The sequence below is a fragment of the Flavobacterium sp. N2550 genome (genome assembly GCF_025947265.1).
GTDB classification, from domain to species: Bacteria; Bacteroidota; Bacteroidia; order Flavobacteriales; family Flavobacteriaceae; genus Flavobacterium; species Flavobacterium endophyticum.
Window position 1 is genome coordinate 872494 of sequence record NZ_CP110007.1, and the last position, 13588, is coordinate 886081.

Annotated in this window: 12 protein-coding genes; 11 read left to right on the forward strand and 1 reads right to left on the reverse strand. The window is 30.7% G+C overall.

The window, feature by feature from the left end:
* The first annotated feature begins 12 nt into the window (after window positions 1-12).
* The 10 genes from OLM56_RS03790 (at window position 13) to OLM56_RS03835 (ending at window position 10885) form a co-directional block, all read left to right on the forward strand.
* Window positions 13-1269, forward strand: coding sequence for an oligosaccharide flippase family protein (locus OLM56_RS03790; protein ID WP_264528374.1), 1257 nt, complete (start codon window positions 13-15; stop codon window positions 1267-1269).
* A gap of 2 nt (window positions 1270-1271) precedes the next feature.
* Window positions 1272-2363 (forward strand): glycosyltransferase, encoded by a 1092-nt coding sequence (locus tag OLM56_RS03795; RefSeq protein ID WP_264528375.1) that lies wholly within the window; start codon window positions 1272-1274, stop codon window positions 2361-2363.
* Entirely contained in the window at window positions 2347-3717 is a 1371-nt protein-coding gene (locus tag OLM56_RS03800) for an O-antigen ligase family protein (RefSeq protein WP_264528376.1), read from the forward strand. The genes OLM56_RS03795 and OLM56_RS03800 overlap by 17 nt, the downstream gene beginning before the upstream one ends.
* Window positions 3710-4510 (forward strand): glycosyltransferase, encoded by an 801-nt coding sequence (locus tag OLM56_RS03805; protein ID WP_264528377.1) that lies wholly within the window; start codon window positions 3710-3712, stop codon window positions 4508-4510. The genes OLM56_RS03800 and OLM56_RS03805 overlap by 8 nt, the downstream gene beginning before the upstream one ends.
* On the forward strand, window positions 4507-5229 hold the full coding sequence (locus OLM56_RS03810) for a class I SAM-dependent methyltransferase (RefSeq protein ID WP_182493135.1): 723 nt from the start codon (window positions 4507-4509) through the stop codon (window positions 5227-5229). Before OLM56_RS03805 ends, OLM56_RS03810 begins: the two co-directional genes overlap by 4 nt.
* Before the next feature lie 36 nt (window positions 5230-5265).
* Complete coding sequence (locus OLM56_RS03815; protein WP_264528378.1) at window positions 5266-6462, forward strand: O-antigen ligase family protein; 1197 nt, start codon at window positions 5266-5268, stop codon at window positions 6460-6462.
* Window positions 6449-7579, forward strand: a complete 1131-nt coding sequence (locus OLM56_RS03820; RefSeq protein ID WP_264528379.1) for a glycosyltransferase — start codon at window positions 6449-6451, stop codon at window positions 7577-7579. Before OLM56_RS03815 ends, OLM56_RS03820 begins: the two co-directional genes overlap by 14 nt.
* A 190-nt stretch (window positions 7580-7769) precedes the next feature.
* Window positions 7770-8753 (forward strand): UDP-glucuronic acid decarboxylase family protein, encoded by a 984-nt coding sequence (locus tag OLM56_RS03825; RefSeq protein WP_264528380.1) that lies wholly within the window; start codon window positions 7770-7772, stop codon window positions 8751-8753.
* Window positions 8754-10106 carry an exopolysaccharide biosynthesis polyprenyl glycosylphosphotransferase gene (locus tag OLM56_RS03830; RefSeq protein ID WP_264528381.1) on the forward strand — a complete coding sequence of 451 codons (1353 nt, stop codon included), beginning with the start codon at window positions 8754-8756 and terminating at the stop codon, window positions 10104-10106.
* A gap of 2 nt (window positions 10107-10108) precedes the next feature.
* Window positions 10109-10885 carry a glycosyltransferase family 2 protein gene (locus OLM56_RS03835; RefSeq protein WP_264528382.1) on the forward strand — a complete coding sequence of 259 codons (777 nt, stop codon included), beginning with the start codon at window positions 10109-10111 and terminating at the stop codon, window positions 10883-10885.
* On the opposite strand, the gene OLM56_RS03840 is transcribed toward OLM56_RS03835, so the two are convergent.
* Window positions 10877-12187, reverse strand: coding sequence for a phenylacetate--CoA ligase family protein (locus OLM56_RS03840; RefSeq protein WP_264528383.1), 1311 nt, complete (start codon window positions 12185-12187; stop codon window positions 10877-10879). The genes OLM56_RS03835 and OLM56_RS03840 overlap by 9 nt on opposite strands.
* A gap of 89 nt (window positions 12188-12276) precedes the next feature.
* Between OLM56_RS03840 and purD the strand changes: the two genes are divergently transcribed.
* Entirely contained in the window at window positions 12277-13548 is a 1272-nt protein-coding gene (gene purD, locus OLM56_RS03845) for a phosphoribosylamine--glycine ligase (protein ID WP_264528384.1), read from the forward strand.
* Window positions 13549-13588: the final 40 nt, after the last annotated feature.

Below are 13588 nucleotides of genomic sequence, written 5' to 3' on the forward strand. Positions count from 1 at the left end.
AAATTAAATTAAATGATGTTTAAATCCCAAAAAGTAAAAACTCTTTTTTCTAATTTCATATCATTATCTGTTTTACAGGGACTTAATTTAATTTTACCATTATTAACTATTCCGTATTTATTAGCTGTCATTGGAGTAGAAAAATACGGGATTCTGGCCTTTGTAAATGCTATTGTGTTATACTTTCAAATTGTTATAGAATATGGCTTTAATTCGACAGCAACTCGCGATATTTCTGTTTTTTCATCCGATAAAAAAAAGGTTGAAAAACTATTTAATGAGGTACTATCGGCAAAGCTGTTCCTTCTCTTAATAGGGATTATTATATTGAGTGTACTCGTTTTTTCCTTTCCCATTTTACGAAAACATTTTGAGTTATATTTTTATAGTTTTGGTGTAGTTGTTGGCATGGCCATTTCTCCAGTTTGGCTATTTCAAGGTATGCAACAAATGAAGTATATAACTTATATTAATGTCATATTTAAGACACTTTTTACTTTAGCAATTTTTGTTTTTGTAAAAAATGAAAACCAATATTGGTTAGTACCAGTATTTACTTCAAGCGGATTTATTTTTTCAGGCATTCTAACTCTAATAATAGTAGCAAAAAAATTCCAGATAAGATTTATATTGCAAAGTTTTGATAGCATAGTTCATCAATTGAAAAATGGAAAGCATATCTTCTTGTCGGAGCTGCAAATGACATTGTTATCTAATACAAACCTATTGATTATTGGATTTATTGCAGGAAATAGTTCTGTTGGATATTATTCTTCAGTTGAAAAAGTAATCAGAGCTATTAGTAATTTAAATGCGCCAATTATCAATGCGTTATACCCTTTTATCTCTAAGGAAATGGTTAATGATAAAGGGAATGCCATAAAAATAGTTAATAAGGTTGCCAAAATAGGAGGTAGTGTCATCTTATTTCTAGTTTTTTTATGTTTTCTTTTTTCCGATTATATTATTAACCTAATTTACGCTGAAAATTTTAATGAAAATGCAGTATTAATTTTTAGAATAATGATATTATTCCCACTATTATCCTTTTTAGATCAAGTTTTCGGAAAATTAGTCTTATTAAATAATGGAAAAGACAAAGAATTTCTTAAAGTATTTTTCTATTCTGGCTGTATTAGTTTATTATTAACATGTATTTTGACGTTTTACTTTGACTTTATTGGAACAGCAATAGCTTCGACATTTGCACAAATTTTAGTTGCCGCAGGAATGTTTTATTATTCTATAAAAATTATTAGGACAAAATAATTATGGAAGTAAAGTTAAGTATTATAATTCCAGTATATAATGGCGAAAAGCATTTAGAAGAATGTATAAAGTCGCTGATGAATCAAACTCTTAATGAATGCGAGTTTATTTTTGTAAATGACGGATCTTATGATAAAAGTGTCGAATTAATTCAAAAACAGCAAAAAGAAGATCCAAGAATTATCCTTATTAATCAAAAAAACAGCGGTGTTAGTGTTGCTAGAAATACAGGAATTGATGCCGCCAAAGGAAAATATATTGGTTTTGTTGATTCAGACGATTTTGTGGCAATTGATATGTTTGAAGTTCTATATAATAAAGCAGAAAACAATAAGGCTGATGTTATTGTTGCTAATTATTATTTAGGCAGAGATGGCAAATATGTAAAGAAAAGAACTATTTTTGAGTATGATTACTTGTATGATAATTTACTAATTAACAAAAAAATTATCCCCAGCCTCGTCGCGAATGAAGACATAGTCTTGCCTGCAGTTTGGAATAAAATTTATAAAAGAGAATTTCTACAAGAAAATAATTTTCTTTTTTTGAAGAAATTTTCCTTAGAGGAAGATATATTGTTTAACATTCAAGTAATCAATCACGCGAAATCTCTTTTTTTTGTTGATTATTGTGGTTATTTTTATAGAGAAACTATCGGCAGCGCTTCTAGGAAGATAACAGAAAGTTCTTTTTTTGAGAGAATAATAGAAAATTACAATCTCGACATTAAAAGCTTTGTAAATATTACAATTCCTCATCAAGAAATAAAGAAATTTCAAGCTATAAAACTTGTAAATATCTCCCTATATTATTTATTTAAAAGTGCAACAGACAAACAAATTACAAATAAAGAGAGAAATATTTTATATAAAAGAATCATATTAAATGATAATGTGATTGTTTCTTCTCAACAATATAAACATGAGCTTTTAAAAAATAAAGGACTATTGGAAATCATAATGATGTTTATAATAAGAAATAAATTAATTACTACAAGTTATATTTTAGGTTTCTCGCTAAATAAGATATATACTCCTAAACTCTCTGAAATATTCAGATCTTTAAATCAAAAAGTAAATGTTTTCATTAAATAAACCGTACCATTTCCTTTTTTTTCTCGGCCTATTTTTTTTCCCCTTTAATTCTTTTGACGGAGTTAAAGCATTAGGCGAATTCAAAAACGAGTCAGGCGCTTATTTTTTTCTGTTAGGTTTTCTGTTGCTTTTTTTTCAAAAAAAAATCTCGATACCCTTATATAACTCTGTCTTTAAAATAATTTTGGTGTTTTTAGGTTGGTGTTTTCTGTCAACATTGCTCAATTTAGAAAATGTTGAAAACAGCTATTTTAAGCATACCACAGGAATTAATAGATTTATACGCCAATATGTATCGTTATTATTATCAAGTATTGTTTTTTTTCTTTTTTATTACAATGTTTTAATAAGAATGGAATTAAAAGAAATACTTTATAAAATAAGGACCGTTTTTTTATACTCCCTATTTATGGCTTCGATAGTTGGTTTTTTTGAAATATTAGCTGGCTATTATGGAATTTCATTAGCACGATATGCTTTTTATATCTTGGATTATTTTCCTTTTTTCGAAAAAAAATATATAGGAGATAGAATTTCTTCAATTGCAGACGAGCCTCCCTTTTTTGCCGTTTATTTGATAACAATATCAGGATGGATGTTTAGCTATATAATAACCAATAAAGGTATTTTGAAATACCTCCCAACACTACTTATACTTGTTCTTACTTTTTATTCTGGTTCAAGAACTGCATTGATTGTAATATTCGTCCAAGTTATTATTTTCTTGTTAACAACGGTATCAAAAGAGAAAATAATAAGAAATGCAATCAGGACAGCTGTTGCTTTTTCTTTTTTAACACTATGTATTTTTATCTTTAATGGTGAAAAAATAATCAATGCTTTCGAAGAAAAAATAGATTCTCTTGATTTTAAAAGTAACTTGACAAAAAATATATCAAACCAATCCCGTTTTGGAATGCAATATGCGGCGATTCAAGTTTTCTTAGAAAATCCGATTATAGGTGTTGGTTACGGGCAACAAACTTATTATAGTCGTTTCCATTATCCTGCTTGGGCTATGAGGAATAATTATGAATTTGAGGAGGCATATAAAAATCCTGCTGTAAGAGCCTTTCCTCCTAGTTACAATATGTACACGAGGATCTTGTCTGAAACTGGATTAATAGGAATCTCAATTTTTATTTTTCTGATTTATTTCAGTATTAAAAGAATTAGATTTCTCATAAAAAACAAAAGCGATGAAAAAAAGGTATTAGCAATAATTCTATTAGTTGGATTATCCGGTTTATTTATAAATTTACTTCAAATTGACACTTTCAGATTGTATGGACTTTGGTTATATTTGGCAATCTTAATAGTTTTGACAAATAAGCAGCAAAATGCATATGAATAAAGTTGCACTATTAATTCCTCATTATAATAATTTTAGAGGATTAATAACTTCCATAAACTCCATTGATTCTTCGGAATTTATAGATATTGTTATTGTTGACGATGGAAGTACTGTAGAAAAAATAGATGAAGATGTTTTAAACAAAGCATTTAAAGCAAATGGGAAGATAAAGTTTCTCTACCTAGAAAAAAATAAAGGAATTGAGTATGCTTTAAACCATGGTTTAGAATATATTCTAAAAAATAACTATCAATATACGGCAAGGCTAGATGTTGGTGATGTTTGTGTAGGAAAAAGATTTGCAATCCAGCATAAATTCCTAATCGATAATAAACACATAAAATTTATAGGAACAAATGCCAATGCTTTTGATATGGAAGGGAATTTTATCTTCAGATATAATTTCCCATTAAAACATTCCGAGATAAAAAAACGCATATATTTGAATGCTGTATTTGTTCATCCAACATTTATGTTTGATAATGAAATCATAAAAACAGTAGGATATTATCCCACAAATTATAAATCAGCCGAAGATTTTGCGTTTGCAATGAAAGTGGTTAAGCACTTTATGACAGAAAACCTTGAAGAGTGTTTTGTAAATGTCGAGATTAATCCCAATGGTATTTCATTATCGAAAAGGAATCAACAAATTAGAAGCAGATTAAATGTAATAAAAGATAATTTTTATTTTGGTTACTATCCTATTTACGGGCTTATCAGAAATATCATTATTTGTATAGCCCCTAATAAATGGATTGCAGCAATGAAAAAAGTGAAAAAGACAAAATGATAGACTTCCTTAAAAAAAGTATACAAAAGGCGAAATTTGAACCTAAAATTTTAGGCTTTTGTATAAACAATAACTATTTAATAAGAAGAGAATTAAATAGCCAGATAAAGAAAAATGCTCTCAATGCTACAGGAATATTATTAGATTTTGGGTGTGGAACGAAACCTTACCAGAAATATTTTACTAATGTTTCAAGATACATAGGAATAGATTTAAAGATCGAAGGGTGGGAACACCGTCAAGATACGGTAGATTTTTTTTATGACGGGAAAACGATTCCTTTTGAAGATAATTACTTCGATACGATGCTCTGTACAGAGGTTCTGGAACATGTTTTTAATATTGAAGAACTATTATCGGAGTTTCAAAGAGTTCTAAAACCAAATGGCACAGCACTAATTACCACTCCTTTTATGTGGGAAGAACACGAAATGCCGCATGATTTCGGTCGCTATACAACACCAGCCTTAATATATTTATATGAAAAATATGGTTTTGAAATAGTTTCTCATCATAAAACAGGAAATAACATAAAAGTTATAGCACAGTTTAGTATTAATTATGTAAAATCATTGTTACCCGCTAATAAAATTTTAAAGCAAATATTATTGGTTCCTTTCATAATTTACTTCAATTTCGTAGGCTCTATTTTTGGATTTTTACTTCCTGGAGACAAAAGCGTTTATTTTAATAATGTTTTTGTTCTTAGGAAAAAGTAATTTTACAAATAGTAGATAAACTTATAATTACAAGGGATGAAGAAGATTATTGAAAATTACTATGATTATTTATTTATAGGCATGTTACTTCTTTTGCCTTTTTCATTAGCTTTCCCGAGCATTGTTCTCGGATTACTGTTATTTTCTTTTATCATAGATATAAAAAAAATCAATTTCGATAGGTTAAAAACAGGCCCTTTTTATATTCTTTACTTTTTATTCATTTTTATTTATATTAAGGCTCTATTAAACAATAGCTTAATAGTAGATCAGAAGCTGCTTAGTAGGTATTTATTCATTCTGATAATTCCCATACTTTTTTTAAAGCTTAAGGATTTAGAGAAAATTAAAACTGCCCTTATAATTAGTATACAACTAATGATAGCAGTATCAATTTTCAAAATAACGAAACACTATTTGATTTATAATAATTTTCCGCTTGGAGATGGATTATTAGTGAATGAACTTCTTGTCTTAGAAAGGCCTTATGCTGGTTTTATGGCTTTGATGGGATTAATACTCTCACTAGAAAAGATAAAAAATAAAGATAAAAACAAAAATATATTTATATTTTTTAGCGCATTGTCAATTTTTTTTATAGTACTTATAGCAGCTAGGAACTCGTTTATCTCCTTATTGTTTTTATTTTTTTTGTATATTTTTTTCTATTTGAAAATTTCAAAACTTTACAAAGTCGCATTTGTAGGTTTTTGTTTTTTAATAATATTGACAATTGTATCTCTCAATAAAAACATTTTAGAGCGATTTCATATAAACAAAGACATAGAGGGAACACTTTCAAAAATTGCTATTTTCGAGCCGAGATATGTAATTTGGCCTTGCGCTTATGATTTGACGAAACAAGAGGAATTTAATTATACAGTAGGTTTTAAAAGCGAAAAAGAAATCAGCACTAAATTAATTAATTGCTATTCTGAAAAAATAAGTAATGAATCAAGAAGAGGATGGTTTTTAGAAAGAAAATTTAATACACATAATCAGTTTTTAGGCTTTTTTCTTAGTTCTGGAATAATTGGTTTTTTAATACTAATATCATTTTACTTTTTATCTATATTTCTGCACAAACATAACTTTTTTGCTGTAGCAATATTAGCAAGTTTCTTTTTTTTCTTTCTCTTTGAAAATGTTCTCTCTAGACAATTTGGATGCTACATCTTTGCCATCTTTACCGCTCTTTTTTTATTAAAAAATAATACTAATGAAAAGGAATAAAATAGTTCATATATTACATTCAGTTGGAGGAGTTGATGTCTCATTACGTCTCATCTTATCAAATATTGATAATACAAAATTTGAAAATGTGATTATTCATGGACAAAAAGATACTGAAAATATATTTCTTGATAAGAGTAATCAAAAAGTAAAGAGCTATAGAATACCAATCAATAGAGATATTTCTGTCAAAAACGACCTAAAATCAATTATACAAACATATAAAATTATAAAAAAAGAAAAGCCAGATCTTATACATTCTCATAGTGCAAAAGGAGGCATCGTAGGCAGAATTGTGGGTAGATTATTAGGTATTAAAGTCTTACATACACCCCAAGCCTATTCATATTTGAGTACTGAGAACTTCTTAAAAAGAAAAATTTATATAACTATAGAGAAACTATTTGCAAACGGTAATTCAATATTATTAGCATCTTCAAACTCTGAAAAAGATAGAGCTACCAAAGAAATCGGATATAAAGACACACACACAATTTTATTTAATAATTCTATTCAGCCAATAAATCAATTATCAGAGCTTTCGATTGAAAAAACTTGGCCAGATGAATATATATGTACTGTTGGAAGGCCTTCATTTCAAAAAAATATAGAATTGATGATTCAAGTTATTTTTGAGATTAAAAAGCATCAAAAAAATATTCATTTGGTTTTAATGGGAGTCGGGTATCATTCGCCTCAATTGGATTTGATAAAAAATTTAATAATTAAACTAGACTTGAAATCCAATATTACCTTGTTAGATTGGACAGGCCGCGAAGACATTTTCCGAATAATAAATGATTCAAAATTATATATTTCTACAGCACGCTACGAAGGTTTGCCTTATTCCATTATTGAAAGCCTTGCTTTATCGAAGCCTTGCGTAGTTAGTGATTGTGATGGAAACAGAGATTTAATCGTAAATAATTTTAATGGATTTGTCATCAAAGACAATAATGCAGAAAGTTTTTCAACAAAAATTATTGAAATTTTAAATGATGAGCAACTGTATTTGAAATTCTCTCAGAATGCTAAAAAATATTTTATTGAAAATTTCAATATTCTTGATAATATTAAAAAACTTGAGAACATCTACAAATCGAATATCTTACGATAAATTAAATATAAAAGATAGCTTAAAAAGCTATTGTCCAAGTTTTTCTCACCATATAAATTATTTTTTTTCAAATATTAACGATTATAGTTTTTTGTTGTAAATGATAATCCTATTTTTGGGAACATTATTTTTGTGGTTAAATTACGTGTTTTTTTCCATGGAATGTTTCACGTTAAAAGATTAATCTGATATGAAAAGAGTATTAATAACCGGAGCGGCAGGGTTCTTAGGGTCCCATTTGTGCGATCGTTTTCTAAAAGAAGGTTATTTTGTAATTGGAATGGACAATCTTATTACGGGTGATTTAAAAAATATCGAACACTTATTCAAGCTTGCAAATTTTGAATTCTACCATCACGATATTACCAAATTTATCCACATTCCTGGCAAATTAGATTATATATTACATTTTGCTTCACCAGCAAGTCCTATAGATTACCTTAAAATTCCTATACAGACATTAAAAGTAGGGTCTTTAGGTACTCATAATCTTTTAGGATTGGCAAGAGTAAAAAAAGCAAGGATTTTGATTGCCTCTACATCTGAAGTCTATGGAGACCCACTGGTTCATCCACAGACAGAAGAATATTACGGAAACGTAAATACGATAGGGCCTAGAGGCGTTTATGATGAAGCAAAACGTTTCCAAGAGTCCATTACAATGGCATATCACACTTTTCATGGCGTTGAAACCAGAATAGTCAGGATTTTTAACACTTATGGACCAAGAATGCGATTAAATGATGGTAGAGTGATTCCAGCATTTATCGGACAGGCTTTAAGAGGAGAAGATTTGACTATATTTGGCGACGGTATGCAGACTCGATCTTTCTGTTATGTAGATGATCAGGTGGAAGGAATTTATAGGCTGTTACATTCTGATTATGTGCTTCCAGTTAATATTGGAAACCCAGATGAAATAACGATTAAAGATTTCGCAGAAGAAATTATCAAGTTGACAGGTACCAACCAAAAAGTGGTATACCATCCGTTGCCAATAAATGATCCGCTGCAAAGACAGCCTGATATAACAAAAGCCAAAGAGCTGCTAGGCTGGGAAGCCAAAGTGTCAAGATCCGAGGGAATGAGAATTACCTATGAATATTTTAAATCTTTATCATCAGAAGAATTGTTGAAGGAAGAACATAAAGATTTTTCAAAATATATTTTTTAAGTGCGTAAAAAAACGGGAAGATATTCTGGCTACATCAGGCCATTTTCATATATACTAGATTTGATTATTATCAATATCCTAGCAAACTTTCTATTGCCGCAAACATTAAACCTATTAGGATATCACTTTTTTATATCAATCTCGTGGCTTGTAATTGCTTGGAATATTGGATTTTATGAGGTATATCGTTATACAAAGGTTATTGAAATCTTTAGCAGTATACTAAAGCAATATTTCTTCTTCTTGCTTATAAATTTTGCCTTTATAGGATTTTATCTAAAATTCTCAGAGCCTTCAAAAATGATTCAATTTGTTTCATTTTCGCTTATCCTTGTAGGCCTTGCAAAGTTTTTCATCTATTTTTCATTAAGAAGGTTCAGGGTTGTTTTTGGAGGAAACTTTCGAAGAGTTGTTATTGTAGGTAATGGAAAAAGTGTAACTCAGCTAGAAGAATTCTTTAATGAAAATCCAGATTATGGTTACAAACTGGAAAAAACGTTTACTCTTATCTCAAATAAAAAGGAACAAGTGGAAGAATGCTTCAATTTTGTCATGGAAAATAAAATTGATGAAATCTACTGCTCTCTTGCAGAATTATCAAATGCTGAGGTAAATAAATTTATTGATTTTACAGACAATAATTTAAAAATACTAAAATTTCTTCCGGACAATAAAGAAGTCTTGGCGAGAAATTTAATTTTTGATTATTATGATTATATTCCAATTATATCTATCAGAAATATACCGTTAGACGAAACGGCAAATAAAGTTATTAAAAGGGCATTTGATATTATCTTCTCTTTAGTTGTCATTATCGGTATTTTATCATGGCTAATACCGATTTTAGCCATATTGATAAGAATCGAATCAAAAGGCAGTGTTTTCTTTAAGCAAAAAAGAAACGGATTGAATTACAAAGAATTCTATTGCTATAAATTCCGTTCGATGAGACTAAATGAGATAGCAGATTTGTATCAAGTTTCTAAAAATGACCCGAGAATAACAAGAGTAGGTAAATTCATCAGAAAAACTAGTATTGACGAATTACCGCAATTCTTCAATGTCTTATTGGGAGATATGTCGGTTGTTGGACCAAGACCGCACATGGTAAGCCACACGGAAATGTATGCCAGGAGAATCGACAAATTTATGGTGCGCCATTTTATCAAGCCAGGTATTACGGGACTTGCCCAGACTAAAGGCTTCCGTGGAGAGGTAGAGAGCGATAAGGATATTATTTATCGCGTAAAATTTGATATTTTTTATCTTGAAAACTGGTCTTTGCTTTTAGACATAAAAATTATCTTCCTTACGGTAGTCAACGCAATAAAAGGAGAAGAAAAAGCCTATTAGCAATGGAAGAACATCTCGTTTCCATTATTACTCCTTCTTTCAATTCAGAAAAATTTATTTCAGAGACTATCAAATCGGTTCAAAATCAGACCTACCAAAATTGGGAAATGATTATAGTCGATGACGGATCTGTTGATAAGACTATTTCCATAGTAGAAAGTTTCCTTCATGATAAAAGAATCCAGCTACATCAACAAAAGCAAAATTACGGAACCGGAATTGCTCGAAATAAAGCGGTTTCTTTAGCCAAAGGAAGATACATAGCCTTTCTTGATTCAGATGATTTGTGGAAGCCCGAAAAGCTTCAGAAGCAGATAAAATTCATGATTTCGGAAAACCAGCCTTTCACTTTTTCATTTTATGAATGTATTGATGAAAATGGGAACGCTTTGGAGAGAATAATCGAAGCACCAAAAATGCTTACTTATAGCCAATTGTTCTGGAGTAATCTGATTGGAAATCTGACAGGTATTTACGATTCGGCCTTTTTTGGAAAAATAACAATTTCTTCTACCAGAAAGCGCCAAGACTGGATGATGTGGCTCACGATTTTGAAAAAAATAAAAACCGTAAAACCAGTTCCTGAAAGCTTGGCAATTTATAGAATCAGAGAAAATTCTATTTCGGCTTCAAAAACAGCGCTATTGAGACATAATTATAATGTATATAGAAACTTCCATAAATTAAATGTTATCGCTTCAATAGGCTGCATGATCTGCTTCCTGTTCGTGCATTTTTTTATCAAGCAGAAATATGTGAAAAAACTTAAGCTAAAGTAAGGACTGAAATTGTTTTAGCTTTCCTCGATTCGTACGTGCCAAAGAAGTCTTTTGCACAAATACGAATCTCAGATTTGGTTCCAAGTATAAGGAAATTGCGTCCTCAATTTTAGAAATCTGTTCCAAAGGCAATTCTTTTTCGCTTACATATTCTATCTCGAACGAATCAATTTTTGTCTGCTTTACGATAAATTCTTTTACATTTCCATCGTCTTCTATGATGCTTTTGGTTACATAATAAAAAGTCAGTCCGGGTGATTTTTTTCCGCTTGGAAGGATGGCGATATCGTTTGTTCGACCAATCAATTGCTTGAGAATTGGCTTTTTAAAAGTACTTTCTATAGCTAAAATTCCAATATCTCCAATATCATATCGGATGAACGGATGGGCCTTATTATACAATGAGGTGATTACAATACGACCTTCTTTTCCATTAGGAACCGGCTGATTGGCATCGTCCAAAATTTCAACAAACAAGGTTTCGGCATTGACCCGCCATTCTCCTTTGGAATTTTCAAAAGCAATCAGATCTAGTTCTGAAGCGCCATATTCATTGACAATAGGAATTCCAAATTGCTTTTCCATTAAGATTTTATCTTTCTCAAAAAGCATTTCAGAGGTCACGATACATACCTTTAGTGTCGGACATATCTCCTTTAGTAAGATATTTTTTCGTTCCAAATATTTGGCAAATAATACGATCGAACTCGTATATCCATTGATGTAATCGAATTTCTTATTGCGAAAATGATTTAAAAACTTTTCCAAAACAGCATCCGATAAATCAAAAATCGGAAAGCGAAACCGATGTCCCAGAAAGTCCTTCAAACGTTCTTTTTTATTTCCGATAAAATCCAAAGGAATTCCATAAAACCGTGCTTGGAAAGAAGAGTTAAAGTCAATACCGTGCCATCCAAAACGATACATGTTTGAAGCCCAAGTCATCGCATGGGAGTATTTGTCTTTAGCAAAAATAAACGGATCTCCGCTGGACCCCGAAGTCTTATTGATAAATAATTTTTTAGTATCAAAACCTTTGGAGAGCCTTTGTTGCAATGGTTGTTGCAAATCTTTTTTAGTAATTACAGGCAAACTATTCCAATTATCAGAAGTTTTTCCAGAAGCCAGTTGCTTATAAAAATGATTGTTCTTCAAGTGAAAATCGACAATTTCTTTTCTTTTCCCAAGAATATAATGCTCATAGCTGGCTTCAGGAATATTAAGAATATTCTCAAATTCCAGCTGAGCCTCTTTTATCGGAAAGCCACTAATTTTCAAGGAAAAGTCAAATAGTTTAAACACAGTCGAAAGTTGATAGTTTTTAGTAAATTAATTATTTTTTATGTTCAAAAGCAATTAATTTTGGCACATATTAAACAAACTACACAACAATGACAATTTTATTATTAGGTTCTGGCGGAAGAGAGCATGCTTTGGCTTGGAAAATGCTGCAGAGCGATAAATGCTCAAAACTTTTTGTAGCACCAGGAAATGCTGGTACAGAAGCAATTGCAAAAAATATCAATATTAGTCCAACTGACTTTGAAGCGATAAAAAATTTCGCACTCCAAGAAAAAGTAGAAATGGTTGTTGTGGGTCCTGAAGATCCTTTAGTGGCTGGGATTTATGATTTTTTCAAAAATGATGAGGCACTACAGAATATTCCCGTTATAGGTCCGTCAAAAAAGGGCGCTCAATTAGAAGGAAGCAAAGAATTCGCAAAAGAATTTCTAGTAAAACATAATATTCCTACGGCAGCTTATGGCAGTTTTACCAAAGAAACTTTAGAAAAAGGACAAAAATTTTTAGAAACGTTGAGTCCTCCTTATGTTTTGAAAGCAGATGGATTGGCGGCAGGGAAAGGAGTCCTAATTATCCAAGATTTAGAAGAAGCAAAAGCAGAATTGAAAAATATGCTTGTCGATGAAAAATTCGGACACGCAAGTTCAAAAGTGGTTATCGAAGAATTTTTAGACGGAATAGAACTTAGCTGTTTTGTTTTGACTGACGGTAAAAGCTACAAGATTCTGCCTACGGCAAAAGATTACAAAAGAATTGGTGAAGGCGATACCGGCTTGAATACAGGCGGTATGGGAGCAGTTTCCCCAGTTCCGTTTGCTGATGCTGTTTTGCTGAAAAAAATCGAAAATAGAATCGTAAAACCGACAATTGACGGTTTGCAAAAAGATGGAATCGAATACAAAGGTTTTGTATTTATCGGTTTGATCAATGTGAAGAATGAGCCGATGGTAATTGAGTATAACGTCAGAATGGGCGATCCAGAAACAGAAGTTGTAATTCCGAGGCTTACATCTGACTTAGTGGAACTATTTTTGGCTGTGGCCGACGAAAAGCTGGATCAAGTTTCTTTAGAAGTCGATCCAAGGAGCGCTACGACTATCATGGTCGTTTCTGGTGGTTATCCAGAAGAGTATGAAAAAGGAAAAGCAATTTCTGGAATCGAAAATGTTACCGATTCTATTGTTTTCCATGCGGGAACTAAAACCGTTGATGGACAAGTAGTAACCAATGGTGGCAGGGTTTTGGCAGTAACATCTTACGGCGATAACTTTAAAGAAGCAATACAAAAATCCTATCAAAATATCGACAAGCTGAAATTTGAGAAGATGTATTTCCGAAAAGATATCGGGTTTGATTTATAATCCAATAAAAAATCCGAGAAGCAATAGTTATCGCTTCTCG